The organism is Rhizobium sullae (genome assembly GCF_900169785.1).
Classification (GTDB): domain Bacteria; phylum Pseudomonadota; class Alphaproteobacteria; order Rhizobiales; family Rhizobiaceae; genus Rhizobium; species Rhizobium sullae.
Window position 1 is genome coordinate 24505 of record NZ_FWER01000017.1, and the last position, 26902, is coordinate 51406.

At 60.5% G+C, this 26902-nt stretch carries 26 protein-coding genes and 2 pseudogenes; 11 read left to right on the forward strand and 17 right to left on the reverse strand.

What is annotated here, in order from left to right:
* The first annotated feature begins 6 nt into the window (after nucleotides 1–6).
* From BN1800_RS16870 to BN1800_RS16880, 3 genes are all read left to right on the forward strand, one after another.
* Complete coding sequence (locus tag BN1800_RS16870) at nucleotides 7–1674, forward strand: ABC transporter ATP-binding protein (RefSeq protein WP_086999823.1); 1668 nt, start codon at nucleotides 7–9, stop codon at nucleotides 1672–1674.
* Between the two features lie 22 nt (nucleotides 1675–1696).
* Nucleotides 1697–3067 (forward strand): alpha-glucosidase/alpha-galactosidase, encoded by a 1371-nt coding sequence (gene melA, locus BN1800_RS16875; protein ID WP_086999555.1) that lies wholly within the window; start codon nucleotides 1697–1699, stop codon nucleotides 3065–3067.
* A gap of 204 nt (nucleotides 3068–3271) precedes the next feature.
* Nucleotides 3272–3478 (forward strand): cold-shock protein, encoded by a 207-nt coding sequence (locus BN1800_RS16880; RefSeq protein WP_027511051.1) that lies wholly within the window; start codon nucleotides 3272–3274, stop codon nucleotides 3476–3478.
* A gap of 52 nt (nucleotides 3479–3530) precedes the next feature.
* Here BN1800_RS16880 and BN1800_RS16885 read toward each other — a convergent pair whose 3' ends face one another.
* The 10 genes and pseudogenes from BN1800_RS16885 to BN1800_RS16930 all read right to left on the reverse strand — a co-directional run bounded on the left by BN1800_RS16885 (nucleotide 3531) and on the right by BN1800_RS16930 (nucleotide 11713).
* The gene (locus BN1800_RS16885) at nucleotides 3531–3872 is read right to left on the reverse strand and encodes a type II toxin-antitoxin system RelE/ParE family toxin (RefSeq protein ID WP_244564535.1); all 342 of its coding nucleotides are present in this window, start codon (nucleotides 3870–3872) and stop codon (nucleotides 3531–3533) included.
* A gap of 4 nt (nucleotides 3873–3876) precedes the next feature.
* Nucleotides 3877–4344: a hypothetical protein gene (locus BN1800_RS16890; RefSeq protein WP_086999557.1), complete on the reverse strand. Its 468-nt coding sequence runs from the start codon at nucleotides 4342–4344 to the stop codon at nucleotides 3877–3879.
* Between the two features lie 142 nt (nucleotides 4345–4486).
* A pseudogene (locus tag BN1800_RS16895) lies at nucleotides 4487–4663 on the reverse strand (ATP-binding protein); the annotation flags it as partial.
* Nucleotides 4653–5054, reverse strand: a pseudogene (locus BN1800_RS16900) (IS21 family transposase); the annotation flags it as partial. The pseudogenes BN1800_RS16900 and BN1800_RS16895, both read right to left, overlap by 11 nt.
* Nucleotides 5055–5197: 143 nt before the next feature.
* The gene (locus BN1800_RS16905) at nucleotides 5198–5923 is read right to left on the reverse strand and encodes a ribonuclease activity regulator RraA (RefSeq protein ID WP_086999559.1); all 726 of its coding nucleotides are present in this window, start codon (nucleotides 5921–5923) and stop codon (nucleotides 5198–5200) included.
* An 18-nt stretch (nucleotides 5924–5941) separates the two neighbouring features.
* Complete coding sequence (araD, locus tag BN1800_RS16910) at nucleotides 5942–7678, reverse strand: L-arabinonate dehydratase (protein WP_086999561.1); 1737 nt, start codon at nucleotides 7676–7678, stop codon at nucleotides 5942–5944.
* Between the two features lie 38 nt (nucleotides 7679–7716).
* On the reverse strand, nucleotides 7717–8619 hold the full coding sequence (locus BN1800_RS16915; RefSeq protein ID WP_086999563.1) for a dihydrodipicolinate synthase family protein: 903 nt from the start codon (nucleotides 8617–8619) through the stop codon (nucleotides 7717–7719).
* A 37-nt stretch (nucleotides 8620–8656) separates the two neighbouring features.
* Nucleotides 8657–10156 carry a tripartite tricarboxylate transporter permease gene (locus tag BN1800_RS16920; RefSeq protein ID WP_086999565.1) on the reverse strand — a complete coding sequence of 500 codons (1500 nt, stop codon included), beginning with the start codon at nucleotides 10154–10156 and terminating at the stop codon, nucleotides 8657–8659.
* A gap of 42 nt (nucleotides 10157–10198) precedes the next feature.
* Complete coding sequence (locus BN1800_RS16925; protein ID WP_086999567.1) at nucleotides 10199–10669, reverse strand: tripartite tricarboxylate transporter TctB family protein; 471 nt, start codon at nucleotides 10667–10669, stop codon at nucleotides 10199–10201.
* A gap of 63 nt (nucleotides 10670–10732) precedes the next feature.
* The gene (locus BN1800_RS16930; protein ID WP_086999825.1) at nucleotides 10733–11713 is read right to left on the reverse strand and encodes a Bug family tripartite tricarboxylate transporter substrate binding protein; all 981 of its coding nucleotides are present in this window, start codon (nucleotides 11711–11713) and stop codon (nucleotides 10733–10735) included.
* Between the two features lie 230 nt (nucleotides 11714–11943).
* Between BN1800_RS16930 and BN1800_RS16935 the strand changes: the two genes are divergently transcribed.
* The 5 genes from BN1800_RS16935 to BN1800_RS16955 all read left to right on the forward strand — a co-directional run bounded on the left by BN1800_RS16935 (nucleotide 11944) and on the right by BN1800_RS16955 (nucleotide 17730).
* Nucleotides 11944–12969, forward strand: coding sequence for a LacI family DNA-binding transcriptional regulator (locus tag BN1800_RS16935; RefSeq protein ID WP_244564536.1), 1026 nt, complete (start codon nucleotides 11944–11946; stop codon nucleotides 12967–12969).
* A gap of 557 nt (nucleotides 12970–13526) precedes the next feature.
* Nucleotides 13527–14480: a sugar ABC transporter substrate-binding protein gene (locus BN1800_RS16940; protein WP_086999570.1), complete on the forward strand. Its 954-nt coding sequence runs from the start codon at nucleotides 13527–13529 to the stop codon at nucleotides 14478–14480.
* A 73-nt stretch (nucleotides 14481–14553) separates the two neighbouring features.
* Nucleotides 14554–15666 (forward strand): ABC transporter permease, encoded by a 1113-nt coding sequence (locus tag BN1800_RS16945; RefSeq protein ID WP_086999572.1) that lies wholly within the window; start codon nucleotides 14554–14556, stop codon nucleotides 15664–15666.
* Nucleotides 15666–16445 (forward strand): ATP-binding cassette domain-containing protein, encoded by a 780-nt coding sequence (locus tag BN1800_RS16950; RefSeq protein WP_086999574.1) that lies wholly within the window; start codon nucleotides 15666–15668, stop codon nucleotides 16443–16445. Before BN1800_RS16945 ends, BN1800_RS16950 begins: the two co-directional genes overlap by 1 nt.
* A 193-nt stretch (nucleotides 16446–16638) precedes the next feature.
* Complete coding sequence (locus tag BN1800_RS16955) at nucleotides 16639–17730, forward strand: Gfo/Idh/MocA family protein (protein ID WP_086999576.1); 1092 nt, start codon at nucleotides 16639–16641, stop codon at nucleotides 17728–17730.
* 488 nt (nucleotides 17731–18218) lie between these two features.
* Here the strand turns inward: BN1800_RS16955 and BN1800_RS16960 are convergent, their stop codons facing one another.
* From BN1800_RS16960 to BN1800_RS16990, 7 genes are read right to left on the reverse strand one after another with little or no spacing between them, the layout of a single operon-like run.
* Nucleotides 18219–19289, reverse strand: a complete 1071-nt coding sequence (locus BN1800_RS16960) for an alcohol dehydrogenase catalytic domain-containing protein (protein WP_086999578.1) — start codon at nucleotides 19287–19289, stop codon at nucleotides 18219–18221.
* The gene (locus BN1800_RS16965; protein ID WP_086999580.1) at nucleotides 19286–20536 is read right to left on the reverse strand and encodes an MFS transporter; all 1251 of its coding nucleotides are present in this window, start codon (nucleotides 20534–20536) and stop codon (nucleotides 19286–19288) included. Before BN1800_RS16965 ends, BN1800_RS16960 begins: the two co-directional genes overlap by 4 nt.
* A complete protein-coding gene (locus BN1800_RS16970) occupies nucleotides 20508–21308 on the reverse strand; it encodes an SDR family NAD(P)-dependent oxidoreductase (protein WP_086999582.1) in 801 nt (266 codons plus the stop codon). Before BN1800_RS16970 ends, BN1800_RS16965 begins: the two co-directional genes overlap by 29 nt.
* 24 nt (nucleotides 21309–21332) lie before the next feature.
* Nucleotides 21333–22118, reverse strand: a complete 786-nt coding sequence (locus BN1800_RS16975) for an SDR family NAD(P)-dependent oxidoreductase (RefSeq protein WP_086999584.1) — start codon at nucleotides 22116–22118, stop codon at nucleotides 21333–21335.
* Nucleotides 22119–22122: 4 nt separating this feature from the next.
* A complete protein-coding gene (locus BN1800_RS16980; RefSeq protein WP_086999586.1) occupies nucleotides 22123–23199 on the reverse strand; it encodes a maleylacetate reductase in 1077 nt (358 codons plus the stop codon).
* A 4-nt stretch (nucleotides 23200–23203) separates the two neighbouring features.
* Nucleotides 23204–23491 (reverse strand): YciI family protein, encoded by a 288-nt coding sequence (locus tag BN1800_RS16985; RefSeq protein ID WP_086999828.1) that lies wholly within the window; start codon nucleotides 23489–23491, stop codon nucleotides 23204–23206.
* 2 nt (nucleotides 23492–23493) lie between these two features.
* A complete protein-coding gene (locus BN1800_RS16990) occupies nucleotides 23494–23826 on the reverse strand; it encodes a Dabb family protein (protein WP_244564537.1) in 333 nt (110 codons plus the stop codon).
* Nucleotides 23827–23872: 46 nt separating this feature from the next.
* Here BN1800_RS16990 and BN1800_RS16995 point away from each other — a divergent pair, with 46 nt between their 5' ends.
* From BN1800_RS16995 to BN1800_RS17005, 3 genes are all read left to right on the forward strand, one after another.
* Nucleotides 23873–24874: a LysR family transcriptional regulator gene (locus BN1800_RS16995; RefSeq protein WP_210191279.1), complete on the forward strand. Its 1002-nt coding sequence runs from the start codon at nucleotides 23873–23875 to the stop codon at nucleotides 24872–24874.
* Nucleotides 24875–25006: 132 nt separating this feature from the next.
* Nucleotides 25007–25867 carry a sugar phosphate isomerase/epimerase family protein gene (locus BN1800_RS17000; RefSeq protein ID WP_210191280.1) on the forward strand — a complete coding sequence of 287 codons (861 nt, stop codon included), beginning with the start codon at nucleotides 25007–25009 and terminating at the stop codon, nucleotides 25865–25867.
* Nucleotides 25868–26040: 173 nt separating this feature from the next.
* Nucleotides 26041–26880, forward strand: coding sequence for an intradiol ring-cleavage dioxygenase (locus BN1800_RS17005; protein ID WP_086999591.1), 840 nt, complete (start codon nucleotides 26041–26043; stop codon nucleotides 26878–26880).
* The last annotated feature ends 22 nt before the right edge of the window (nucleotides 26881–26902 follow it).

Sequence of the window (26902 nt, forward strand, 5' to 3'; positions counted from 1 at the left end):
ATGAAGATGGCCCTTTCTCTTGTCAGTTCTTTCGCGCCGGCCATCCGTCACGACCACGATGGCCGCAAGGAAAGCCCGATCATCGACGCGCGCAATATCGCTGTGAACTTCAAGGTCGAAGATGGGCTGGTCGAGGCGGTTAAGGATATCTCGTTTCAGCTCTATCGCGGCGAGACGATCGCGATCGTCGGCGAATCCGGATCCGGCAAATCGGTAACCGCGCGCACCGTGATGGGGCTTCTTTCGAAACGCGCTGCCGTCTCGCCGAAATCGACCATCGACTATGACGGTGCCAATATCCTGAAATTCTCCGAACGCGCACGGCGCAAGCTGCGCGGCAACCGCATCTCGATGATTTTCCAGGAGCCGATGAGCTCGCTAAACCCGATCTACACGATCGGCAGCCAGATCGTCGAAGCGATCCGGGTGCATAAGAAGATCGGCCGCAGGCAGGCCGAGGCACGGGCGCTGGAGCTTCTGAAGCACGTGCAGATTCCGGATCCCGAAGCGCGGCTGAAACAATATCCGCATCAGCTCTCGGGCGGCCAGCGCCAGCGCGTGATGATTGCCATGGCGCTCGCCAACGATCCGGACGTCCTGATCGCCGACGAGCCGACGACGGCGCTTGACGTCACCGTGCAGGCACAGATCCTGAACCTTATCCGCAACCTGCAGAAGGAACTGCGGATGGCGGTGATCCTGATTACCCACGATCTGACGGTCGTTCGGCAGTTCTCGGACTATGTCTATGTGATGCAGCATGGCGAGATGCGCGAGCACAACACGACCGAGCGGCTTTTTGCCAATCCTCAGCATCCTTACACGAAACATCTGCTCGGCTCCGAGCCGCGCGGCCAGGCAAACCCTTTACCGGAAAATTCCGAGATCATTCTTGATGCCAAGAACGTGCGCGTTTCCTTCATGCTGCGCCACGGCACCTTCTTCAGGCCGGAAATGCGGGAGCTCGTTGCTGTCGACAGTCTGAGTCTCACGCTTCGTCGTCATGAGACGCTTGGTCTCGTCGGCGAATCCGGTTCCGGCAAAACCACCTTCGGTCAGGCGCTGGTCCGGCTGAACGACCCGGACGGCGGCGAAATTTACTTCGATCACCAGCCCATCCACGGCCGCTCGCGCGCCGAAATGCGGCCGCTGCGCTCGCGCATGCAGATCGTCTTCCAGGATCCGTTTTCGTCGCTCAATCCGCGCATGACGATCGGCCAGATCATCGAGGAGGGACTGGTCGTCAACAAGCTCGGCGCGACCAAGTCCGAGCGCATGGACCGGGTGCGCGAGGCGCTGATTGCGGCCGGCATGCCGGGTCACATTCTCTCGCGCTTCCCGCATGAATTCTCCGGCGGCCAGCGCCAGCGCATCGCCATTGCCCGCGCGATCGCGCTTGAACCCGAATTCATCCTGCTCGACGAACCGACCTCGGCGCTCGATCTTTCCGTCCAGGCGCAGATCATTGAGCTCCTTCGCAGATTGCAGGACGAGCGGGGCTTGAGCTACCTCTTCATCTCGCACGATCTCAAGGTCGTGCGGGCGCTGTGCCACCGTGTGATCGTCATGCAGCACGGCCGCATTATGGAAGAGGGGCCTGTCAACGACGTTTTATCCAACCCCAAGACCGCCTACACGGAACGGCTGGTGAAAGCCGCTTTCGAGGTAGCATGATTGCTGAATGCCGGAGGTTATAATGGCACGAAATCCCAAGATCACGTTTATTGGAGCAGGCTCCACCGTCTTCATGAAAAACATCGTCGGCGACGTTTTGCAGCGCCCGGCGCTGTCGGGTGCTACGATCGCGCTGATGGACATCAATCCGCAGCGGCTTGAAGAAAGCGCCATCGTCGTCAACAAGCTGATTTCGACGCTCGGTGTCAAAGCCAAGGCCGAGACCTATTCCGACCAGCGCAAGGCGCTTTCGGGCGCCGACTTCGTCGTCGTCGCCTTCCAGATTGGCGGCTATGAGCCCTGCACGGTCACCGATTTCGAAGTGCCTAAGAAATACGGTCTGCGCCAGACCATTGCCGACACGCTCGGCGTCGGCGGCATCATGCGGGGCCTCAGAACAGTCCCGCATCTCTGGAAGATTTGCGAGGACATGCTCGCCGTCTGCCCGGATGCGATCATGCTGCAATATGTAAATCCCATGGCCATCAACACCTGGGCAATTGCGGAAAAGTATCCGGCGATCAAGCAGGTCGGCCTCTGCCACTCGGTGCAGGGCACGGCGATGGAACTGGCACACGACCTCGACATTCCCTACGAGGAAATCCGCTACCGCTCGGCCGGCATCAACCACATGGCCTTTTATCTGACGTTCGAGCACCGCCAGCCGGACGGATCCTACAAGAACCTCTATCCCGATCTTGTTCGCGCCTATCGTGAAGGCCGGGCCCCGAAGCCTGGCTGGAACCCGCGCTGCCCGAACAAGGTGCGCTACGAGATGCTGACGCGCCTCGGCTATTTCGTCACGGAAAGTTCGGAGCACTTTGCCGAATACACGCCCTACTTCATCAAGGAGGGCCGTGAGGACCTGATCGAGAAGTTCGGCATTCCGCTCGACGAATATCCGAAGCGCTGCATCGAGCAGATCGAACGCTGGAAAGGCCAAGCGGAAGCCTACCGATCGGCTGAGAAAATCGAGGTCGCGCAATCGAAGGAATATGCCTCGTCCATCATGAACTCGGTCTGGACCGGCGAGCCGTCCGTCATCTACGGCAACGTCCGCAACAACGGCTGCATCACCTCGCTGCCTGCAAGTTGTGCCGCCGAAGTGCCCTGCCTGATCGACGCCTCAGGCATCCAGCCGACCTTCATCGGCGACCTGCCGCCGCAGCTGACGGCGCTGATCCGCACCAACGTCAATGTTCAAGAACTGACCGTCCAGGCGCTGATGACGGAGAACCGCGAGCACATCTATCACGCCGCGATGATGGACCCGCACACGGCGGCCGAGCTCGACCTCGACCAGATCTGGTCGCTCGTTGACGACCTTTTGGCGGCCCATGGCGACTGGCTGCCGGCTTGGGCGCGCACGGGCAGGAAGGTACAGGCAGCTTAACGCTGCAAAAGCAGCGGTGGCGCAGGGCTCACCGCTGCGGATGGCGTTCACAGGCCCTTCACGCCCTGACTGGGCAATGAAAGTACGACGCCGCCAGCCGGATTTTGCCTTTGCCTTATATTCAGAAACGTCTATTTATGTCGGCGCAAAATGCGATTTGCCGGACGAAAGTGCGGCAGGGTTAAATGATCAAAGGAAGACGCTATGGCGACCGGTACGGTAAAATGGTTCAATGCAACGAAGGGCTTTGGTTTCATCCAGCCGGACGACGGAAGCGCTGACGTCTTCGTCCACATTTCCGCGGTCGAGCGGGCTGGTATGCGTGGCCTCAACGACGGCCAGAAGATCACCTACGAGCTGGTCAAGGACCGCAAGTCCGGCAAGATGTCGGCGGACAATCTGCAGGCCTGAGCCTGATTTCGATGCGACAGTCGGAAGGCCGGGTTCGCCCGGCCTTTCGATTTCAAATGTCTCGGGCATCCACGCCTTGTTGACTTCGCCGTCTGATGCGCAAAGCCGAAATGTAGTTGTCGGGCGGCCATTGCTCCGCGCCATGCAAGACACGAATTAACTCGACATCGTCGGAAACCAGATAGACGACGATATACGGCGTTCCGGACACCACCAGTTCCCTTGTTTCCGGCATTCGTCCGGCGCGGCCGGAGCGAGGAAAATCAGGTAACCGTTCGACCTGGCGCTCAATTTCATCCCACATATCGAGAGCTGCCGAAGGATTGTCCAAAGCAATGCGATCAACGATCCTGTCGAGATCAATGGCATAGGAATCACGCCTGATGATCCGCATCTATTCAACGATCCTGCGCACCGATACGGCGCTGTAGGTCCGCTCGCCTCAGCCGCGACTTTTCCGCCCATTCGTCCTCGGAAATTGCACGGTTCGAACCATCCTCAATACCATCCATCGCCTTTTGCACCTGGCTTCGGAACCATGCGTCGTGTTCGCCGGCCTCATGTAACTGGCGCTGACGTTCCGCTGTGTCGGGCCGCTTCCGCTCTACGGCGGCCGGATCATGTTCGGTCATGTCGATTTCGAACCGCGCAAGCCCGAGCTCGTCGCGAACATAAGCGGCAGCCGTGTTCAGATTCCGCCAGATGCGCATGCGGCGGGACCTTTGAGCGGCGACCGCTCTTTCATTTGCCCCATATTTTACAAGAACGGCAAACCCGCCGGGCTGGCCAAAAACGACGGCGCCGTTGAGTGCGTGAGCGATTGCGAGGTTTTTGACGGCCTTGCCATCGATAGTATCCGGCTGCATGGCAATCCCATCTGATAAAAGCGATGCGTTTATCCAATAGTCGCATAATCTCACCATTCTAGCAACGACTTCGCCCCATTGCGGGGGACGATGCGGCATCGCGCCGCGTAATAGCATGGATCCCGCATCTGTATGTCTGCCCTGACCGTACCTCTCGTTCGGCCGTCTCCGCTTTCAAAAGCTGCGACAGGATCGGAATAGCGGCTTCAAACACCGGCGATCCTTGCTCTGTCAACTCGCCGACGGCCTGGGCCATGCCGTGCATCTTCAACTGCCGCAGCATGATGACGATCGCGCCGATTGCCGGGTTATGACGCATGGCGAACCTCCGTCTTTCTCAAGGTATCGTATCGGTCGACATTGGCCTTGGGTTCATTGGTGAGCGTCAGCGCCTGAGGTGCGTCGAGGGTTGGCGGCGTGAAGGATTTGCCGTCGACGAGGCGATGCAGCAGGTTCAGCACATGCGTCTTCGTCGAGACGCCGAACTTCAACGCCATGTCGACGACCGACAGGACGGCCTGCTCGTCGTGTTGAAGAACGAGTGCCAAGATATCGACCAACTCGCGGTCGCCGCCTGGCTTCTTGAGCAGGTATCGCTGCAGGTACGGAATGCGTCTGGAAGCTCGGCGAATGGAGCGCCATTACGAAGAGCGCCGGGCTTGCGCTGCACCACCGCCAGATAATGCCGACGAGTCGTAGATGGTCTGCCCATCCTACTTGCGAACAGGGCGGGCCATACGTTTGGAATGGCCCACCCTTCCGGGGACGGCGAGTATGATGTCCCTTCCATAATCAACAGCACTGGCCTTTTTGAAGAGACGTGAGAGCGCTGGCAGCCAGATAACCAGACCAATTATCGCCCCGTGCTTTTTCGCCACTCCGCATAGTCGGCCTGAGCCTTGTCGGTAGTCGGCGGATAGAGGCCAATGACGGGAGCGCCGCCGAGGACCCGTTCCAATACAAAATCCTCGAAGCTTTCCATTCCGGTGCATTCCTCGGCAATTTCATCCGCCAGATGCGCGGGAATGACCATAACCCCGTCCCCATCGCCCAACACCACGTCGCCAGGAAAGACCGGGGCGTCACCGCATGAGATGGGTACGTTGATATCAAGCGCCTCGTGCAGCGTCAGGTTCGTCGGCGCCGAGGGCCGCTGGTGATACGCTGGCATGTCCAGCCTGCCAATACCCTCGGCATCGCGAAAGCCCCCATCCGAGACGACGCCGGCGCAGCCACGCATCGCAAGTCGTGTTACAAGAATGGAGCCGGCTGATGCGGCCCGTGGGTCCTTGCGGCTGTCCATCACCAGCACATGCCCCGCCGGGCAGGTTTCCACCGCCACCCGCTGCGGATGGTCAGCGTTGCGGAATACTGTGATCTCGTTGCGGTCCTCCCGCGCCGGAATGTAGCGCAAGGTAAAAGCCTGGCCGACCATGTTGATGCCCTTCCACGAGACTGGATGGACGTTCTGGATGAACTGGTTACGCAGTCCCCGCTTGTATAGGGCCGTCGCCACCGAGGCTGTCGAGATTTTCATTAGCTTGGCGCGGGTTGCGTCGGAAAGGATGTAGTCAGACATGGAAGCCTCCGGATTTTGTCAGTTGATTGCCGGCTCGTCGACCCGGGGGCCGAAGTCCGTCGTGAGGAAGTCGAAGTCGCAACCCTTGTCGGCTTGCTCGATATGTTTGGAAAACATCAGGCCGTAGCCTCGGCCATAGCGCGGCGGCGGCGGTGTCCAGGCGGCGCGCCGGGCCTCCAGTTCGGCATCTGTGACAAGCATGTTGAGGCTCCGCGCCGGTATGTCCATCTCGACCATGTCCCCGGTCCGGAGCAAGGCGAGAGGGCCGCCGACATAGGCTTCCGGTGCCGCATGCAGCACGCAGGCGCCGAAGGACGTGCCCGACATGCGAGCATCGGAGATCCGCATCATGTCGCGCAGACCGAGCTTCAACAATGCCTTCGGCATGGGGATCATTCCCCATTCCGGCATACCCGGCCCGCCTTGAGGGCCAGCGTTGCGCAGCACCAGAACCGTGTCTGGCGTTAGTGAATAGTCGGGATCGTCGATGATTTTCTTGAGCTCGGCATAGCTGTCGGCCACCAGCGCCGGTCCCGTGTGCCGATGGAATTTGGGATCGCAGGCGGCGGGCTTGATCACGGCGCCATCCGGGCAGAGATTGCCCTTCAGGACGGCCAGCGAGCCTTCGTAATAGACGGGGTTCGTCAGAGGCCGGATCACGTCCTCGTTCCAGATCTTCACCTCTTCAAGCCCGTCGGTCAGCGGCTTGCCGGTGACTGTGATCGCTGAGCTGTCGAGCTTGTCGCCGAGCTGCTTCATTAGGGCACGCAGGCCGCCGGCATAGTAGAAATCCTCCATCAGGTAGGACGTGCCGGATGGCCTGATATTGGCGATGACAGGCGTGGTCCGGCCGATGCGGTCGAGGTCGTCGAGTTCCAGCGGAATGCCGGCGCGCCGCGCCATGGCGATCACATGAATGATCGCATTGGTGGAACAGCCCGTTGCCATGGCGACGGTCACGGCATTCTCCACCGCGACGGGCGTAACGATCCTGTCCGGCGTCAGGTCCTCCCAGATCATCTCGACGATACGGCGGCCGCATTGCGTCGACATGCGCTGATGGCCGGCATCGGCGGCGGGTATGGACGAGGCGCCCGGCAGAGTCAGGCCCATGGCCTCGGCGATCGCCGTCATCGTCGAGGCGGTTCCCATGGTCATGCAGTGGCCGTAGGAGCGGGCGATTCCGGCCTCGATGCCCTCCCATTCCTCCTTCGAGATGGTGCCGGCACGGCGCTCGTCCCAGTATTTGAAGCCGTCCGTACCAGAGCCCAGATACTTGCCGGCGTAATTACCGCGCAGCATCGGTCCGGCCGGAAGAAAGATGAAGGGCACGCCCATGCTGAGCGCGCCCATGATCAGGGCGGGTGTGGTCTTGTCGCAGCCGCCCATCAGCACGGCGCCATCGACCGGGTGTGAGCGCAGCAGTTCTTCCGCCTCCATCGCCAGCATGTTGCGATAGAGCATGGTGGTGGGCTTGACGAAGTTCTCCGACAGCGACAGCGCCGGAAGTTCCATCGGAAAACCGCCGGCTTGCAGCACGCCGCGCTTCACCCACTCCACCCGATCCTTGAAATGCATGTGGCAGGGCTGCGCATCCGACCAGGTGTTGAGGATCGCGACGATCGGCCGCCCCTCCCAGTCTGCCGCGTCGTAGCCCATCTGCATGGTCCGCGAGCGGTGGCCGAAGGAACGCTGGTCGTCGGGAACCATCCAGCGCGCCGATCGCAATTGTTCGTAGGTTTTTCTCGGTGTCATCTGCGCCTCCGGTTTCGCTTGGACCGCCTTGCTATCGCTCAGAAGCGGATTTCATTTGAATTGATGAATGCGTGCAGCGCTGCTTGTTGGGTATCAGTCAGCGGCCAGGCCGACGGCGCACGTGTCGCCCCGCAATCATGGCCGATGGCGGCCAGCGCGGCCTTCACGCCAGTGACATTGGTGCCATTCAACTCCTCGGCGCGGATATCCTCGAAGGCCTTCATCCCGGCAATCAGCCTGTTGGCCTCGCGGTAGTCCCCGGCTTCAAGGGCTGTATGAATGGCAACCGAGCGCTGCGGCCAGACATTGATGAGACCTGATGTAAAGCCGCGTGCACCGACCGCGTAGAAGGCTGGCGCCCAAACTTCGGCAAGCCCACCGACCCAGACGATGCCGGGATCGGTGGCGCCGATCGCCTCGGCCAGCTTCAGCGGATTGGGCGTGGCCCATTTGACGCCGATGACGGAGGGCAGTTCGCAAAGCTCCCGGATCGCCTTGATGCCGATGGCATCGTTTCGAAGGTAAAGCACGATCGGCAATCCTTCGGCGGCGTCGGCGACCGCGCGCAGGTAGTCAACCAGGCCGCGCGGTGCGGAAAAGGGATCTGGCGGTTGGTGGATCATCAACGCTGCGGCGCCTGCTTCCCGCGAGGTTCGCGCCAACCGGCAGGCGTCGCGGACGCCGCGCCCCACTCCTGCCAATAGGGGCACACGCCCGCCCACATATTCCGCCGACGCTCTTACCATGATCTCGGCCTCATCGATCGTCAGCGCATAGAACTCACCCGTATTCCCATTGGCAACAAGGATGTGAATGCCCGCAGCAATTGCCTTGTCGACGATCGGCTTCTGGCGTACCGGATCGATCTCGCCCGTCTTGCCGTAAGGGGTGACCAGAATACCCGAGATGCCTCTCAGGGCGGAGCGAAGATCTGAAGTCATATACCGTCTATCCTTCTGTCTGGCGTCGTCGCGCACGTCATTCCGTAAATGCTTCGTCACGTTTGCGGCTGATGCTCGGCGCGAGAACAAGTGCGAGAACGATCATGGCCGCTACGAGCAGCGCGAGGCTCAGCGGGCTTTGGACGAAGACGGTCGGATCGCCTTGGCTGATGAGCATCGCGCGCCGCAGATTTTCCTCGAGCATCGGCCCTAGAATGAAACCGAGCAGCAATGGCGCGGGTTCGAACCGCAGCTTGCTGAGTGCAAACCCGATCACGCTGAAACTGGCCATGATGAACACGTCGAAAACACTGTTGTTGATGCTGTAGGCACCGATGCAGCAGAAGCCGATGATCGCCGGAAACAGCAGATGATAGGGGATGGTCAGCATACGGACCCAAAGGCCGATCAGCGGCAAGTTGAGGATAACCAGCATCAGGTTCCCCGACCACATCGAAACGATCATGCCCCAAAACAGCGCCGGTTCGTCCGAGATCACATTCGGCCCTGGCGTGATACCCTGCAGGATCATTGCACCGACCATCAGGGCCATCACGGGATTGCCCGGAATGCCAAGGGTTAGCATAGGGATGAACGACGTCTGCGCGCCGGCGTTGTTCGCCGCCTCCGGCGCCGCCACGCCCTCGATCGCGCCCTTTCCGAATTCGGCCCGGTTCGGCGAAACGCGTTTCTCCATCGCATAAGCCGCAAACGAGGCGAGCATGGCGCCCCCGCCGGGTAACACACCAAGCAGCGAGCCCAGCACTGTGCCGCGTAGCACCGGACCGCGAATGCGTCTGAAATCGTCGCGGTTCAACATCAGGCCGGTGACTTTCTTGACACCGACCGACCGCTCCTGCTCGTGCTCGAGATTACGCAAAATCTCGCAGATGCCGAATATTCCCATGCTGACGGCGACAAAATTGAGACCGTCATAGAGCTGCGGCACGTCGAAGACGTAGCGTGGGGTGCCGCTCTCGACATCGGTCCCGATCGATCCCAGCAAAAGGCCGAAGACGATCATAGCGAAGGCTTTCGACAGCGAACCGCTTGCTAGCGCCACGGACGCCACCAATCCGAGGATCATCAGCGAAAAATACTCAGCCGGTCCGAATTCCAGCGCGACAGCGGCAAGTGGCGGAGCCGCAACCGCAAGAAGTACCGTCGCCACAGTGCCGGCAAAGAAGGAGCCGAGCGCCGCTGTTGCCAGCGCAGGACCTGCCCGACCCTTGCGCGCCATCTGGTAGCCGTCAATCGCGGTGACGACGGACGAGCTTTCGCCGGGCAGGTTGATAAGGATCGCAGTTGTAGAACCACCATACTGCGCGCCATAGAAGATGCCGGCGAGCATGATGAGCGCCGATTCCGGCTGCAGTCCAAAGGTGATCGGCAGCAGCATGGCGATGGTCGCCGTCGGTCCGAGACCCGGCAGAACGCCGATAGCCGTGCCCAGAAGGCAGCCGATGAAGCCATAGGCCAGGTTCACCGGCTGAAAGGCAGTCGTGGCACCCAGCCACAGGTCGGAAAAAATATCCATTACAAACTCCCGGCGGATGGTGTCGATAGGCGTTTCCCGATTTCAGCCAAGGAACGGGATCCATGGCCCAAAGGCGCTGACGGGAAGCGACAGGAGCCGCGTGAACAGGACGACGGAGCACACCGCCAGGAACAGGGCGAGTGCCACCGAACCACGCCAGCCGGCATATCTGCTGGCGAAGCTGACCGCGATGATCATCAGGAACATCGTCGGTGCCAGCCCCAGACGAGACAGCGCCAGCCCGAAGAAAACCGGTGCGAGGATGACAAGCGCGCAGGCCTTCCAGTTTGGGGCTTCCGCTGGCTCTTCCCCGGCGGCAATGACGAGAGACTGCAGGATGATCAAAGCCCCGATGGCGATCAGCAGCAGGCTCAGCATCCACGGGAAATAGCCGGGTCCCATCTGGAACGAGTTTCCGACATCGAGTTCCCGGCCGAACCAGATGAACAGCAGGCTGACGACGATCATCGCCACGCCGCCGCCGAAGTCGCGGCCGTTTCTAATCTTCAACATGGCTTCAAGATCCAAAGGTCAGGATGCACCGACCGGCGCGGTACGCCGGCCGGTAGGCGAGTGTCATTGCAGCGGGACGTTCGCCGCCTTGATGACTTCGGCCCATTTGTCCGTTTCGCCCTTGATGAAGGTGGCGAATTCCGCTGACGTATTGCCGACCGGCGTTGCGCCCATGCCTTCGATCCTTTCCTTCATGGCAGGTTCGTGAAGGATGGCCTGAACCTCATGGCTCAGCTTCTCGACGATTTCCGGCGGTGTGCCGGGCGGCGCGAAGATACCGTGCCACGACGTGGCCTCGAAGCCGGGAATGACGCTGTCCATGGTCGGCACGTCGGGCAGCAGCGATGCCTTGTCGAGGCTGGTGACGGCCAGCGCGCGCAGCTTGCCGGCCTTCACCTGCTGAGCAGCCGTCGGGATATTGTCGAACATGAAATCGATGTGGCCGGCGACAACATCCATGATCGCCTGGCTGCTTCCCTTATAGGGCACATGCGTGATCTTGAGCCCTGCCTTGGTGGCGAGCAACTCGCCCGCGAGATGGATGGATGTTCCGACGCCCGACGAGGCGTAGGTATGCTTGCCCGGCTCCTTCTTGAGCAGTTCGATCAGTTCCTCAACCGAATTGACCGGCAGCTTTTCCGGATTGACCACCAGAACATTGGGCATCCGGGCGATCAGCGACAACGGCGCAAAGCCTTTTTCCTTGTCGTAGGGAAGGGACTTGAACAGGGTCTGGTTGATGGCGTTCGAGCTGACCGTGCCCATGCCGATCGTGTATCCGTCCGGCGCGGCGCGTGCGAGTTCGCCCAGTCCGACATTGCCGCCGGCGCCCGGCTTGTTTTCCACGATGAAACGTTGGCCGAGCCGTTTATCCAGTTGCTCGGCGACCAAACGGCCGAAGGCATCGGTGTTGCCCCCTGCGGCAAACGGCACGATGACGGTAACCGTCTTGTTGGGATAATCATCGGCACGGCTCGTCGGGGCCGATGCGGCATATACGGACGCGGCAACGGCCGCGGCCTTGAACAGTCGTTTCAGCATCATGAATTCCTCCTCAATCGGCGCCATTTGCGCCAGCGTCAAAATACGCGATCTCCGGCTCCTCCCGGATATGAAAGCGCTTTCATTTTAAAGCGATGTGTCGTATTGGCAAGTGCAGGCTTCAATAAAATAATCACTGAAAATCAGTATATTAGCGCTACAAAGACAAAAACTTCCCGAATTCCCTTGCATAATGACAAAATGAAAGCGTAGATCATTTTGTTCGGGAGTTCATGATGAGAAGACGCGACAAAACGAGCCAGTCTGATCTGGTAGGTCCCGTTACCCTGGCGGACGTCGCAAAACTTGCCGGGGTTTCACCCGTCACTGTTTCTCGCGCCATCAATACACCCGCGCTGGTAAAGCCGCGCACACGGGAAGCCGTCGAGAGGGTAATCGCCAAGACCGGTTACGTTCCTAATCTTCTGGCGGGTGGATTAGCGTCACGCCGGACCCGGCTGGTCGCGGCAATCGTGCCTTCGGTTTCGAGCACGATCTTCGCAGAGGCGATCGAGGGCTTGAACGCCGAGCTAGTGGCGGAAGGCTATCAGTTATTGCTGGGTCTTTCAGGATATGATCTGCAAAGGGAGCTTGAGCTTACACGGGCCATCCTTGCCCGACGGCCCGACGGCATCATCCTCACTGGCATCACGCATTTGAAAGAGACGCGGGCGATGCTGACTGGCGCAGGGTTGCCGATCGTCGAGATCTGGGACTCCACACCTTCGCCGCTCGACACGGCCGTGGGCTTCTCCCATTACGATGTCGGCGCACTGGTCGCGGAGTTCCTTCTGGCCAAGGGCTACGATCGCTATGCCCAGATCGGCGCCAACGATCCGCGCGCCGTACAGCGCAGGGACGGCTTCATCAACCGGCTTTTGGGCATCGCCGCCGTTGAACTGCCGGCTATCGAGATGCACTCTCCCTCGACCTTCCGCGATGGTCGCGAGGCGCTGGCGCAACTGCTCGACCGTGGAACTGGTTCGCTTGCGGTATTTGGAAGTTCCGACGTGGTTGCTCACGGAGCATTGACGGAAGCGATTTCCAGGGGATGCCGGATACCCGATGACGTCGCGATCATCGGCTTTGGCGATTTGGACTTTGCGCCGCATACCTATCCATCGTTGACAACCGTTCGCATTGACCGCCGCATGATCGGCACCCAGGCGGCGCGCTCGATCTTGGCCAAGATTGCAGGTAAACCCGTTGCGCCACTTATCGAGATCGACTTTGAGATCGTCAAGCGACTGTCAGCGTAGGCAGAATGCTCATCTCAAGCGAGAGTCCTCGCATTCTGGTCTTCCCACCTTCCCCAATACACAGCCGCGCCCGACAGGATCCCATAGGTGATGGCTGACAGCGCCACGATGACGTAAAGCGTTAAAAGGTCCAAGCGGTGGCGTCGCTTTGACGGATTGTGCTGAGCGAAAAGCTCCGCACACGAGCCTCACCGCGGCTGCGATTAGTTAAGGTGACGCCACCAATGGGTGGTCTGCACGAGCAATTGTAAACGGCTGTGGAGAGCAGGCGGAGGAACTTTAAGGAGTTATGGCGAACCACTCTCGGCGTCGAGCTGGTAGAGATGTCTGCCGAACGCTTAGGGAGCGATCCCGTCGCCTCAGATGACCCGGCCGCCCGTTCAATCAGCGTAAGATTTTTGCAGCCAGTGCAATAGTGTTTTGTTCCGTCCCTGGTTCATCCCGAATGGATAGAAATGCATAACATTGTCTCGGAGCTGGAGAAAAGAAGACGGTGATGCAGCCGCGCCCGGCCAGCTGCCAAGCAGACCGCTCTTGGTCACCATGAGGAGGAACATATGAAAAATCGAGTATTGAAGGCGGCGTTGCTTACTGGTTTGGCTGTCTCGGCCACTCTGGGCTTCGCCGGAGCTGCTCTGGCGGATGGCGAGAAATACGTTCTCATCCATCATTCGCCTGACAGCGAGACGTTCTGGAACACCGTGAAGAACGGTGCCAGCCTGGCCGCCGAAAATGTCGGAGCGACCGTGAGCTTCCGCAACCCCCCGACCGGCGACCTGGCTGACATGGTGCGCATCATCCAGCAGACCGCCGCCGAAAAGCCGGACGGGATCATCGTCACTATTCCTGATGTCGAGACGGTCGGCGGCGCCATCGAAGACGCGGTTGCCAAGGGCATCCCCGTAGTCACGATGAACACCGGCACGGCAGAAGAATCGAAGACGCTCGGCGCCCTGCTTCATGTCGGACAGCCCGAATTCGACGCAGGCAAGGGTGCCGGGGAGCGCGCGAAGGCGGCCGGCATCACTTCGTTCCTCTGCGTCAACAGCCTCTTCCCCAACATCGCGGGGCAGCAGCGTTGCGAGGGCTTTGCGGCAGGCCTGGGCGTGCCGCTCGGCGATCAGATGATCGACTCGGGTACCGACGCGACCGAAATCGCAAACCGTGTGAAGGCGTACCTTTCCAACCACCCGGATACGGGCGCCGTTCTGACTCTGGGGCCGATGACCGCCCTGCCGACGATCAAGGCGCTCAAGGATACCGGTTTGGCCGGCACGGTCTTTTTTGCGACCTTCGACCTCACTCCGGAGATCTCGCAGGCGATCAAGGATGGCGTCATCAACTTCGCCATCGACCAGCAGCCGTTCCTTCAGGGCTATCTGCCGGTGATCACCCTCACCAACGACCTTCGCTACGGCGTCCTGCAGGCGAACTCGGTGTTGTCCGGTCCCGGCTTCGTGACCAAGGACAACCTGGCTCTCGTCGAGTCGCTCGCCGGCAAATACCGGTAAGCGAACGACCTCCCGGACGGAAGCGGCGATCGCCGCTTCCGTTTGGACCTTACGACAGCTTCAGGGTATCGCAATGACCACGACAATCGGCGCTGACGAGCGCGTTAAACACACGTCAACTCTCCGCCGGGCGCTCGTCCGTCCCGAGCTTGGAGCCATGGGCGGCACCATCGCGGTGTTCGCATTCTTCATCATCCTTGCCGGCAACACGCAGATGTTCGCCTTGGACGGGATCATGAACTGGAGCACCGTTTCGGCGCAATTCGTCGTCCTCGCTGTCGGCGTCTCGCTGCTGATGATCACCGGCGAGTTCGATCTCTCGCTAGGTTCGATGGTCGGCTTCTCCGGCATGATGTTCGGTCTGCTAGCTGTCTATGTTGGCTTGCCTGCGTGGGCGGCCATCGGCGTCACCGTACTAGCTTGCGGTCTGATCGGGGCGATCAATGGCCTGCTGGTCATTCGGACCGGACTGCCTTCGTTTATCGTCACGCTGGCCTTCATGTTCATTTTGCGCGGCTTGACGATCTGGAGCGCGATCACCTTCAATAAGCAGCCGGTCGTGTCGGGGATTGCCGATATCTCCGCAGGTGATCCCGTAGCCTGGCTTTTTGGCGGCAAGGCACTCGGAGCGCTGTTCGCATGGCTCGGAGAGCAGGGGCTGATCGCGACCTATACCCGCGGCACCCGCCTCGGGCAGCCGATCGTTGACGGCATTCCGATGTTGATGATTTGGGCTATCGTCATGGTGATCGTCGGTCAGTGGGTGCTAACAAGGACCAGGTTCGGCAACTGGATCTACGCGTCCGGCGGCGACCCGCAGGCTGCGCGTTATATCGGCGTACCTGTCGCCCGCGTGAAGGTGGCGATGTTCATCGTTGCGGCGTTGTGCGCCATGCTCTTGGGAATTTCCCAGGCGGTGGAGTTCGGCTCGGCCGCATCCGATCGGGGCATGATGAAGGAATTCGAGGCGATCATTTGCGTGGTCATTGGGGGCGCCTTGCTGACGGGCGGATATGGCTCCGTCGTTGGCGCCGCGCTGGGGGCCGTTATCTTCGGCGTCGTGCAGCAGGGTCTGTTCTTCACGAATGTCGAGAGTTCCCTGTTCCGGGTATTCCTCGGATCGATCCTCCTCGCCGCCGTTATCGCCAACACTTACATCCGCCGCGCGATCACCGGAGAGCGATGATGTCCGCACCAATTCTTGAAATGACCGATATCCAGAAGCACTTCGGTCACATTATTGCCCTCTCGGGCGTGTCCTTCGATGTCAAGGCAGGCGAGTGTCACTGCCTGCTCGGCGACAATGGCGCGGGCAAGTCGACGTTCATCAAGACGATGTCCGGTGTACATGCTCCCACGCACGGCGAGATGAAAATCCAAGGCGAGCCGGTCCACTTCACCAGCCCCCGGGCGGCGCTGGCGGCGGGAATCGCAACGGTCTACCAGGACCTGGCAATGATCCCGCTGATGAGCGTGAGCCGCAACTTCTGGCTTGGCCGTGAACCCGAAACCGGCTTTCGCCCTTTCAAACGGATCGACTTCAAGAAGGCCGATACAATCACGTTCGAACAGATGCGCGAAATGGGCATCAACCTGCGTGAGCCCGGACAAGCCGTCGGGACGCTCTCGGGCGGCGAGCGCCAGACGGTGGCAATCGCTCGCGCGGTCTATTTCGGCGCCAAGGTTCTCATTTTGGATGAGCCGACATCCGCCCTGGGCGTGCGTCAGACGGCCAATGTCCTGTCGACCATCGACCGTGTGCGGAAGAAGGGGGTAGGGGTGGTGTTCATCACCCACAACGTCCGACATGCCCTTGCTGTCGGCGATCGCTTTACCGTCCTCAATCGTGGCAAGACCCTCGGCACGGCCGATCGCGGCCATATTTCCTCCGAGGAGCTTCAAAGCCTGATGGCAGGCGGGCAGGAGCTCGCCGAACTCGAAGCCTCGCTCGGAAAGACGGTGTAGCGTTTCCGATCGAAATGCCCGACCGAGGGAAAAACACCATACGGTTGAGGCATAGCTGGCGAGGTGGATGACATCGCTCGTCACCTCGTCGAGGGTGCAGTTCAACAAGGTTTGACCGCCCCCCCGAACATTTGCGGGTTTTTGGAAGGGATAACCGTCAGTGGCGCCGCTTCCGTCATTCAGGGAGAAGGAAATGACCTACGCGATCGGCGAAAGTGCTGAATTTGGTATCGCCTGCCTGGGCATCACGCACCCGCACACCTCGGGACGCGTGAAGGCATTTCAGCGCATGCCCGGAGCTCGGCTGATGGGAGCGTACGACGAAAGTCCGCTGCTCACCCCCTTCGTCGACGCTCTCGGGCTGGAAGCCAGAACAAAGGAAGCGATCCTCGCCGATCCCGGCGTCCACGCGGTCCTCGTGCATCCCAAGAGCCACAGCATGGCCAACCTGACCATCGAGGCGCTTGAGGCCGGCAAGGCCGTGTTGTGCGAGAAGCCAGCGGGACGGGGGTCTGCCGATACCGCCCGGATCGTCGAGGCCGTTGAGCGGACGGGCGGACTGTTCCAGGTTGGTTACTGCTGGCGTTTTGCTCCTTCGGTGGACAAGATGCAGGAGGTTCTTTCGAGCGGCCGGCTCGGCAAGGTGCTGCAGGTGAGGGCGCATGCGGGCTGCTCGCACAATGAAGCCGCCACGCCGCACATTAACCAGCCCGGGGATATTGGTGGCGCGATGTTCGTTATTGCCTGCCACCTCATCGATCGGATTCTGCTCCACTTCGGCGTGCCCCAAAGCGTGAACGCGCGGATTACGAAATTCGCATCGGCTTTCGGGAGCAACTCCCGCGAGGACGCCGGCGGTGCGATCCTCAATTACGCCGACAAGCTCGTCACCGTCGACTTCATGTCGTGGGATCCTCTGTCCTGGACCGAAAGTTGGGATCTGTCGGCATATGGAACGGAGGGCATCATGCACTCTTGTCCCTTGCCCTCGTCCTACAAGATCTATGACAGCGGCAGGAACGGGTTCCAGCAGGGTTGGACGGAGTGGCGTGAGACGAGCTTTCCGGAAATCTGGGCCACCAAGAAGACCGTGTACTCGCCGGAGATCGCAGAGATCGGCAACCCGATCTACTTCGACCGGGAGGCAGCAGCTTTCGTCGGGTCGCTGAGGTCTGGGTCGGCCTCGGCCGTTTCGGCGACACAGGCGCACAACGTGAACCACTTGCTCGAGGCCCTGTTCAAGTCGTCCGCTCTGTCCGGCGCCGAAGTGGAGGTCGCCGTCTGAGTCCAACAATTGTCAAGCCCGGGGTCTTCGGCATCGGGCTTGTGTGGTGCACCAGGCGTGGCGCGGAGCGCCGTGATCGGCGCTGCCTTCTCATCATCGATTTCGTGCCATTCGCGAGCGCAAAGTCGAAAGGGGAAGCCACATTCGACTTCGTTTTGAAACCTTTCCAGCTCGCGTCCTCCCAGGCGCCTCAGCGAGGCAGCACCCTTCGACGGGCGTGCAGCCTCGCTCTTTTTTCCGGGGGCTTGAGCATCGTTCGACAGGCTCTCCGCTGCTCCAAACTCGCAAGCAAGACTGACCGCACAGTCTCACCGGTCCGAAATTTGCACCTTTGATTTCTGGGCGGACAACTCTACCGAAAGCTGCTCGGCTCAATGTCTGGAAAGGCGAAAGAACTCGCGGAACAGCACCCGTACTTCGACCGTGTCAAAGGTACGAACCATGCGGGTATGCTGCAGAAGCAGCGGCACATCCCGGCGCCATTTCACTTAGGCGTTCAGTTGCACCAGGATCTTCATCTTGTTGCCGGCCGGATCGAGGAGGGGTCTGAATCCCTTCTCGACGATATCGTCGACGGAGATCGTTTCGTCGATCAGGCGCTCTACAGGCAGGCGTCCGCTCTCGATCATCGAGTAGATCCTCGGCCAAAGCGTCGTCGGATAACACAGTGACCCCTGCAGGCGGATGTCGCGGGTGATGACGTCGAATGGGGAGAACTCCACCTTGGCATTTGTGAGTCCAATAAGGACCACTGTCGCCTGCGGACGGACCGCCTTGATGCAATCGGTTATGGCGCGAGGGTTGCCTGCACACTCGATAGCGGCATCGAAGCCGAGGCCTTCGAACGTATTGTCGCGAGCAAACTGCGAAAGCGAAACTGCGAGTGGGTCCACTGTGACGACCGGGATACCGAGGTTCTCGATACGCTCTCGCCGGGTAGCGTTGGGTTCGCTGACGACGATCTTGCCGGCGCCAGCGACGTGCGCCGCCATGACGGCGAGGGCGCCAATCGGGCCGCCGCCGGTGATCAGGATCGCGCCCCCAGGTTCCAGGCCGCTTCTGTCGATGGCCGTCACCGCAACCGCAGCAGGCTCGACCATTGCACCCTGTTCGTAGCTCAGCTCGTCCGGCATTTTCACCGTGGCGTAGGCCTTCATGACCGCATAGTCGGCAAAGCCACCCCAGTTCCAGGTCAGGCCGGTGGCAGCGCCCCGCGTCCCCAGGAAATGCAGGCCGCGTACCCCGAAGTATCCGTCGGCTGGTCCCATGTGGGGCTGGATCGCAACGCGGTCGCCAGGATGCAAGTGTTTGACGTCTGCGCCGACAGCTTCGATCTCGCCGCTGAATTCATGCCCCAGGATCGCCGGAATGGAGGCCCCGGAAAAGGCGTTCGGCACGTCCGAGATGAAATGTGGGCCATCGGCGAACTCATGCAGGTCGGTACCGCAGATGCCGCAGAACTTGTTCCGAACGAGCACCTCGTCCGCTTGGAGCGCCATTGGCTTGTCGATATCTTCGACACGTACATCGCCTTTGGCATAGAAACGAGCTGCTTTCATTTCGAGGTTCCTCCTACAATAGTGGTCGACCGCCTGGCCGTGGAAATCAAATGAAGCGTCAGCGCCGCGGCTGGGCCAGCAGCGCCGGCGACCGTCACGCCAAGCCAGCCCTGGGTCTCGAAGGCCCAGACGCCTATGCTCGCACCAAATGCGCCCCCGACAAAGAACACTGCCATAAACAGCCCGTTGAGACGGGCACGCTGTTCGGGGTGTGCAGCAAAGAGTTCGCGCTGGCTCATCACCAGGGAGACCGGCACGGCGCCGTCGAGCACGATTGCCCCAAGCGTCAGGACGATGACACCGATTGCACCGCCGGATGCGCCGAATGCCACGATGACCCAGGCCAGAATCCCGACCGCGAGGGCGATCGTCGTACCGGGAATGATGAGTCCGCGATCGGCAATCTTGCCGGCAACGGGAGACATGGCGGCGCCGCTCGCTCCCGCGAGCGCGACGAGACTGACCTGCAAATGGTTCATCCCATAAGCCGCCCCGAACAACAGCAAGGGTAGCGCGGTCCAGAAGAGCGTATAGGAGTAGAACATGAGGAACTGGTAGGCCGCGCGACGCTGCAATAGCCGGTTGTTCGTGGCCGCAGAGAACAGGGATCGGATGATGCCGGCATAGCTTGTCGTACTGTCCGGCTTCCGAGGCGGCATGCGGCGCCAGATCGAAACGGCCGCGAGGACGCAGACAACCGCCGCCAGCCCAAAAACCGATCGCCATCCGAGCGCGCCGGCGATGAGCGCGGAGACGGGCCGGGACAACATTATGCCGGTCAGGATCCCTGCCATAACCCGCCCGACAACCACGCCTTGTCGCTGCGGGTCCGCCAGAGCCGCAGCGTAGGGCAGGAGAATTTGCACCGACACCGAACCAACGCCGAGCCCGATGGATGCCAGCAGAAAAACGAGGTGCGATTTCGTGACGGCCATTGTCACGGCCGCGATGAAGCCGACCGCCAGCACCGAAAGCGCCAGTCGGCGGTTTTCGAGGATGTCTCCGAGAGGGACGAGCAGCAGCAAGCCGCAGCAGTACCCCAGCTGGGTAAGGGTGACAATCAGGCCTGCCCGCTCGGGTGACACGCCCAGCGCAACGCCGATTTCGCCGACCACAGGCTGCGCGAAATAGAGGTCGGCGACGATCGCGTCGCAGACGACCGCAACGATGAATTCGAGGCCGCCCGCAATTCGGGCGGCCGAACCAGAGGCGGTCATGTCAGACGATGGAGCGGACAGAACCGCCATCGACGCCCCAGACGGAGGACGTCACATAGGATGCCAGATCGGAGGCCAGGAACACGATGACGTTGGCGACTTCTTCCGGAGTGCCAAGCCGCTGCAACGGCAGCTGGCGAAGCTTCATCTCATGTTCGACGGCGGCATGCGGTTCCATCTTGTGATACTTGCCCATGGTCTCGGCGAACCCGCCGGGCTTGTCCCAGAAGGGCGACCAGATGGGACCGGGCGCCACTGCGTTGACGCGGATCTTGGGTGCTTCTGCGCGAGCCAACGCCTTGGTCAGGGCGAGAATCGCAGCCTTGGAAACAGAGTAGTCAACGGGAACCGGTTCGGGCTGGCGGGCGAGATCCGAAGCGTTGTTGATGATCACGCCACCATTTTCGCGGAGGATCGGCAGCGCCTTCCGGATTGCCCGAACGTAGCTCATGAAGTTGAGCGACAGGGTCGACTGCCAGGCATCATCGTCGACGTCGTCGAAGCTACGAACCGCGCCGGCGCCGACATTGTTGACGAGTATGTCAACATGGCCGTCGAGCGCCTCCAAAAGCTCGCTCATGCCGCCATCGACGCCATTCGCGGTCGAGAGATCCGCCTCCGCGGTTATCGCCGCGCCATCATGCTGCCGTACCAGTCCGGCCACTTCGTCGAGGCCTTTGGCGTCGATATCGAGAAGGCCAACAATCGCGCCCTCCTTGGCGAAGGCAAGAGCTGTAGCGCGCCCGATACCGTTGGCCGCCCCGGTGATTATGACCTTCTTGCCGCTGAGCCCAGATTCCATTTTTTCCTCCTATAAAAATAGCTCTCAGACCGAGGCGCCTTCGGCGCCGGTCCGGAAGTCGAAGCCGGTGGTCAGCCCGCCGTCAGCAATGATGTCCGCGCCCAGCAACGCGGACGCCCCGTCGGACAGAAGGAAGAGAGCTGCACAGGCAACTTCCTCCGCCTCCAGGATCCGCCCTTGGGGCTGTCGGTTGGCCCGCGTCGCGACAAACTTCTCGGTGTCGGTCGCGCTTTCCGCGTGGCGCTTGAAAAGTCCTGCCATCATGGGACCGGGGCTCAACACATTGATGCGAACGCCCTTTCGGGCATGATCGAGAGCCGCCGTTCTTGCCAGTTGGCGAACAGCCGCCTTGGAGGCGTTGTAGATCGCGAGCTGCTGCTCGGCGAGGCTGGCATTGATCGACGCGACTGCGACGATGGATCCGCCGCCTGCCGCCTCCATGCGCGGGATGAGCGCCGCCATTCCGAGCGCCGTGCCGGTTACGTTGACGGCCATCACCTTGTCGATGGTCGCCCGGCTGAAGCTGGGAACGGTGCCCACGTCGAGGATCGCCGCGCAGGACACAAGGCCCAGTGAGCCAGGGCCGGCGCTATCGATGGCCGAGGTCACGCGATCCCAGGTTTCGCTTTCGGCAATGGACGCGGTCACCTGCTGGTAGCCAGCCCGTCCTTCGAGCTCCGATGTCGCGGTGTCGACCCCGACAACGCGGCAGCCCTGAGCCAGCAAGAGCCGTCCCACATCCAGTCCGAGGCCGGACGCCGTGCCGGTGACAACAACAGTATCGGGAAGCGAGAATTGAATGGATGGCATAACCTTACTCCATAACCGGGGGGGAGCCGGCCCAAGCCCGCTGAAGCAAGCGTTCCAACGGCTCACGTTCGAGCGGACGCGGGTTCCAGTAGGGATTGGAAAGGGCGATCGAGCAGGCTTCCGAAATGCCATCCTCCGGCATTCCGATATCCTTCAACGCTCTGCGCGCACCAACGGCGCCGGCGAGGTCGTAGAGCGCGAGGGCAGGGTTCTCGAAACCCAGGACGCCCCGAAGGCGCTCGATGACGTCGGGGATGGCCGATGCATTGTAGGCGAGGGCATGCGGTAAGACGATCGTGTGCGTCTCGGCATGGGGAAGATCGAAAGTACCGCCGAGTGTGTGACATAGCTTGTGGTGCAGCGACATGCCGACCGCGCCGAGGCAAACGCCGGCAAGCCATGCGCCATACAGAGCCTTGCGTCGAGCGTCCGTGTTGCCTGGATCGAGGCTAATCGCCGGAAGCGCTCCAGCGAGAGCGGCGATCGACTCGCTCGCCATGAGGTCGATGATTGGGTTCTTATCCCTTGCGTAGAGAGCCTCAACGGCATGCGCGATTGCGTTGATGCCGCTCGTCCCTGAGAGCGATGCCGGCAGAGACATGGTCAGGTCAACGTCATAGATCACGACGTTCGGAAGGACCTTCGGCGTCGTGACGGTCTTCTTCACGCCATCCGCTGTTTCGCCGAGGATCGGGGTCATTTCGGAACCGGCATATGTCGTCGGAATGACGATCTGCGGAAGACCGGTGCGCAACGCCAGCGCCTTGCCCAGACCCGTGGTTGATCCACCGCCGGCGGCAAGGATCCCGTCAGCGCCAGTCTCCGCGGCGACCTTCATCGCTTCCTCTGTCACCGCGACAGGTGTGTGCATCGTCGCGCCGCTGAAGATACCGGCCGCCTTGTCTCCCAACCGGGAGGAGAGCGCCTCGGCCAGTTCCACCTGCTGGGGTGTGGACAGGACCAGCACTCGCTTGAGGTCAAGTCGTTCGACCTCGGACGGCAGGCTTTCGATCGTGCCTGTCCCGAAGACAACACGCGACGGGTTCGCGTTGTAGACAAAACGGTTCGGTAGGCTCTGCATCTTCTTACTCCCGGTTGTCGACACGCAGGCTGAATGGATGGATGGAAATTTCCTTCCAGACATTGGCCTGATTGAATGGGTCGGCCCTGTTGAAGGCTTCGACTTCTGCAACGCTCGAAGCATCAAAGACGAACAAGGAGCCAATCATTGTGGTCCTGTCGGGAGCGAGAAGAGGACCGGAGATCACGGTCTTAACGCTTCCCGCCGCAAGGTATGCCCGGTGCGCGGCATAGTTTTCGAGGCGCCGCTCGAGGGCGTCCGGAAAATCGACACAGTGAACGGCAACGTGCATCGTCATTCCCCCGCATTAAGTGTGTAATCAACCTGATAGCGCTGAACCCGCACCCCCTGGAGTTCATCACGGATTTTTAGATGCGCAGGGTGTTCCGCGTAGGCGGCTAGCGCCTCGGCGTTCTCGAATTCCGTGTACAGCACCACGTCGCAGGCATAGTCCACGCGGCTGAAATCGACGCCCACTTCGACCTGAAGAAGGCCCGGTACGACACCCCGCAGCGCTTCGAACTTCGTTTTCACGGCTTCGATGGAAGCGGTCTTTTTCCCATCCGTATCGGCGAGAAGGTTCCACATTACGATGTGCTTCACCCGAGCATCGTTTCGCATATCCATAGTTCGGTCCATCTCTTCCAGCATTCGAAAACGGTTGGTTCGATGCATGTTCGCATTTGCTCTCGGCGCGATGAACTGTAGATTTGCCAAAAGTCTTTTTCGCTGGAGGCAAAAAGTGAGTGTCAGGAGTAAAGTCGACCGCTGGGCCGAGATCGAGGTTTTTGTGACGGTGGCGAGCGAGCTCAGCATGACGCGCGCCGCCGATGTTCTCGGTGTTTCGGTGTCGAGCGTGAGCCGAAACCTCATGGCTCTCGAACAAAGGCTTGGAATCCGCTTGGTGCAACGTTCGACCCGGAAACTGAGCCTGACGAGCGAAGGCGAACAGTTCTTCGTCAATGCCAAGGAACTGATGGCCAGTTGGGATGAAGCCGAAGCAGGCGTGGCGTCCAGAGCGCATGCTCCCACCGGCCGACTGAGGATCGGAGCATCGTTGTCGTTTTCATTGCTTCAGCTTATGCCCGTCGTGGAGCTGTTCCGGAACCGATACCCAAGCGTTCTGGTCGAAATAGTCGCATCAAACCGCTACTATGACATTATCGAAAACGGACTGGATCTGGCCATCCGGTTGAGACGGGTAGAGGCTGACAGCTCGATCACCATCCGCAGGCTTGCAAGGTGTCGCCGATTGCTGGCGGCCTCTCCTGAATATCTGGAGCGGAAGGGCATCCCGCAACATCCAAACGACCTGCATCAACACGATCTTATTCTGTACACACTCGCCGACAACTGGAATGAACTGCGCTTCAAAAAAGACGATCAGTCCGTGAAGGTCGAAGTCGACGGCATCATTAACGCAAACGACGGACAATTAATCCGCGAAGCAGCCCTGAAGGGCCTCGGGATATTGGCGCAGCCAACCTACATCATTCAAAATGACCTTGAGGCCGGGCGTCTGGTTCGCGTTCTGGATGACTGGCACCTGCCCGTATTGACCATGAATGCGGCCTTTCCGACGAAGGCGTTTCTCCCCGCCCGCACGAGGCTGTTCCTTGATTTTCTGGTCGAGCATTTCCGCACCCATGACTTCGAGGCGGTGTGGATGAGTTGAGTCAGGTGCTTTTTGCGCGGGGTGCAACACAGTTTCCAAAGATCGGCGCTTTTTCCCAATGATGCCAAGGATGTATGACGGATCGATCACGCTGGCGATGGCCAGCCTCGCCTATGTAAGAAAGGGACAATCATGGCCGCGGGTGTTGAGCTCCTAATTTCGTATTTCGCCATATCTGGCGACGTTCACCCCTTTGGACCCACCGAAATCAGCCCGTTCCCGTTCAAGGATCGCGTGGAAGCTGCCGCGCGTGCCGGTTTCGTCGGCTTTGGCCTTCATCCTGACGACGTGGCGGCGACGAGGGACCAGATCGGCTATGCCGAGATGCGCCGCATTATCGAGGCCAACGGGATCAAGTATCTCGAGATTGAGGCCGTCGTCGACTGGTACAAGACGGGCGAGGAGCGTGCCAAAGCCGACCTGCTGCGGACCCAGATTTTCGAAGCGGTGAACGAGCTCGGCATGCGCGACATCAAGGCGCTTCCCGACTTTGAGGGGGGCGAACCCAAAATCGAATTGATGGGCGAAGAGTTCGGCAAGCTTTGCGATCAGGCGGCGGCCACCGGAACTGAAGTCGTCCTGGAAATCATGCCCTGGTCCAACGTCCGCACGATCGAAGCCGGCGTCGGCATCATGGAGGTCGCGAACCGGAACAACGGCGGCCTGCTGCTCGACATCTGGCACATGGCGCGCGGGAACATCCCTTACGCCGACATCAGCAAGATTCCGGCGCACTTCATCAAGGCCATCGAGATCGATGATGCTTTGCGGGAGCCGCCTGTTGAGAACATCTGGGATGACACTATCCATCACCGGATGCTTCCGGGCGAAGGGGAGCTGGACGTGCCGGCCTTCCTGCGGGCAGTAAAGGCCGCGGGCTATGATGACGTCTATGGCACCGAAGTCCTGTCGGCGGACCACAGGAAGCGTGGTCTCGATGAAATGGCTCGCCGCGTCTTCGAGTCGTCCATGGCTCAATTCGCCAAGGTCTGAGGGCGCTCTGGTGCCCACAGCACGATCCACCGTGATCGTGCCGGCCGCCTTGGCGTCGCTTGCAGACACTTTGCCCGCTGCGGGCTCCGGAGGACGGCTACACACCGCATTGGCCGGACTAGCAACCCTTGCTTCCGCAGCATTTACTGACGAACGTTAGGGAGGACCGAACCATGATCCACTATTTCTCAGAAGAAAGCTCGGTCGAAACGGTCAACGCCCGCATGGGTGGCGACGTCTCGCCGCGCATGGCGGAGGTAATGGCTTGTCTGGTCAAGCACCTGCACGCCTTTGCGAAGGAAATCCACCTGACCCAGGCGGAATGGGAGATCGGCATCGACTTCCTGACCGAGACCGGAAAAATCTGCTCGGGCGAGCGCCAGGAATTCATCCTGCTTTCTGACGTGCTGGGCTTTTCTATGCTGGTCGACGCCATCAACAATCGCCGTCCCGCAGGGGCGACGGAGAACACTGTCTTCGGACCGTTTCACGTCGAGAATGCCCCCGTCCGCGAGATGGGCGAGAACATTTCTCTGGATGGGAAGGGCGAGCCCTGTTTATTCGAAGGTAAGGTGATCGACCTTCACGGTAACCCGATCGAAAGGGCATGCGTCGATGTTTGGTCAGACAATGCCGATGGCTTCTATGACGTGCAGCAGCCAGGCATCCAGCCCAAATGGAACAACCGTGGCCGCTTCCTCACCGGCGGAGACGGTGCCTATGCCTTCCGCGGAATCAAGCCGACCTCCTACCCGATCCCGAACGACGGGCCGGTTGGAAAAATGCTCGGCCACATGGGTCGCCATCCCTATCGCCCCGCACACATGCATTTCCTTGTCACCGCGCCGGGCTTTCAGAAGCTGGTGACTCACACATTCGTCGGGGACGACAGCTATCTCGAAAGCGATGCGGTCTTCGGCGTGAAACAGACACTGATCGCGCCGTTCGAGCGGCTTGACGGGGCCGACACGCTGTGGCGGTCGCCATTCGATTTCGTGTTGACCCCGGTGTGAAGGACGCACCATCCCGAACTGA

Bases quoted from the DNA above. Each gene is read 5' to 3' on its own strand.
- BN1800_RS16870 (WP_086999823.1), top strand. From the start codon at position 7: ATGGCCCTTTCTCTTGTCAGTTCTTTCGCGCCGGCCATCCGTCACGAC.
- melA (WP_086999555.1), top strand. From the start codon at position 1,697: ATGGCACGAAATCCCAAGATCACGTTTATTGGAGCAGGCTCCACCGTC.
- BN1800_RS16880 (WP_027511051.1), top strand. From the start codon at position 3,272: ATGGCGACCGGTACGGTAAAATGGTTCAATGCAACGAAGGGCTTTGGT.
- BN1800_RS16885 (WP_244564535.1), bottom strand. From the start codon at position 3,872: ATGCGGATCATCAGGCGTGATTCCTATGCCATTGATCTCGACAGGATC.
- BN1800_RS16890 (WP_086999557.1), bottom strand. From the start codon at position 4,344: ATGCAGCCGGATACTATCGATGGCAAGGCCGTCAAAAACCTCGCAATC.
- BN1800_RS16905 (WP_086999559.1), bottom strand. From the start codon at position 5,923: ATGTCTGACTACATCCTTTCCGACGCAACCCGCGCCAAGCTAATGAAA.
- araD (WP_086999561.1), bottom strand. From the start codon at position 7,678: ATGACACCGAGAAAAACCTACGAACAATTGCGATCGGCGCGCTGGATG.
- BN1800_RS16915 (WP_086999563.1), bottom strand. From the start codon at position 8,619: ATGACTTCAGATCTTCGCTCCGCCCTGAGAGGCATCTCGGGTATTCTG.
- BN1800_RS16920 (WP_086999565.1), bottom strand. From the start codon at position 10,156: ATGGATATTTTTTCCGACCTGTGGCTGGGTGCCACGACTGCCTTTCAG.
- BN1800_RS16925 (WP_086999567.1), bottom strand. From the start codon at position 10,669: ATGTTGAAGATTAGAAACGGCCGCGACTTCGGCGGCGGCGTGGCGATG.
- BN1800_RS16930 (WP_086999825.1), bottom strand. From the start codon at position 11,713: ATGATGCTGAAACGACTGTTCAAGGCCGCGGCCGTTGCCGCGTCCGTA.
- BN1800_RS16935 (WP_244564536.1), top strand. From the start codon at position 11,944: ATGATGAGAAGACGCGACAAAACGAGCCAGTCTGATCTGGTAGGTCCC.
- BN1800_RS16940 (WP_086999570.1), top strand. From the start codon at position 13,527: ATGAAAAATCGAGTATTGAAGGCGGCGTTGCTTACTGGTTTGGCTGTC.
- BN1800_RS16945 (WP_086999572.1), top strand. From the start codon at position 14,554: ATGACCACGACAATCGGCGCTGACGAGCGCGTTAAACACACGTCAACT.
- BN1800_RS16950 (WP_086999574.1), top strand. From the start codon at position 15,666: ATGTCCGCACCAATTCTTGAAATGACCGATATCCAGAAGCACTTCGGT.
- BN1800_RS16955 (WP_086999576.1), top strand. From the start codon at position 16,639: ATGACCTACGCGATCGGCGAAAGTGCTGAATTTGGTATCGCCTGCCTG.
- BN1800_RS16960 (WP_086999578.1), bottom strand. From the start codon at position 19,289: ATGAAAGCAGCTCGTTTCTATGCCAAAGGCGATGTACGTGTCGAAGAT.
- BN1800_RS16965 (WP_086999580.1), bottom strand. From the start codon at position 20,536: ATGGCGGTTCTGTCCGCTCCATCGTCTGACATGACCGCCTCTGGTTCG.
- BN1800_RS16970 (WP_086999582.1), bottom strand. From the start codon at position 21,308: ATGGAATCTGGGCTCAGCGGCAAGAAGGTCATAATCACCGGGGCGGCC.
- BN1800_RS16975 (WP_086999584.1), bottom strand. From the start codon at position 22,118: ATGCCATCCATTCAATTCTCGCTTCCCGATACTGTTGTTGTCACCGGC.
- BN1800_RS16980 (WP_086999586.1), bottom strand. From the start codon at position 23,199: ATGCAGAGCCTACCGAACCGTTTTGTCTACAACGCGAACCCGTCGCGT.
- BN1800_RS16985 (WP_086999828.1), bottom strand. From the start codon at position 23,491: ATGCACGTTGCCGTTCACTGTGTCGATTTTCCGGACGCCCTCGAGCGG.
- BN1800_RS16990 (WP_244564537.1), bottom strand. From the start codon at position 23,826: ATGGATATGCGAAACGATGCTCGGGTGAAGCACATCGTAATGTGGAAC.
- BN1800_RS16995 (WP_210191279.1), top strand. From the start codon at position 23,873: ATGTTCGCATTTGCTCTCGGCGCGATGAACTGTAGATTTGCCAAAAGT.
- BN1800_RS17000 (WP_210191280.1), top strand. From the start codon at position 25,007: ATGGCCGCGGGTGTTGAGCTCCTAATTTCGTATTTCGCCATATCTGGC.
- BN1800_RS17005 (WP_086999591.1), top strand. From the start codon at position 26,041: ATGATCCACTATTTCTCAGAAGAAAGCTCGGTCGAAACGGTCAACGCC.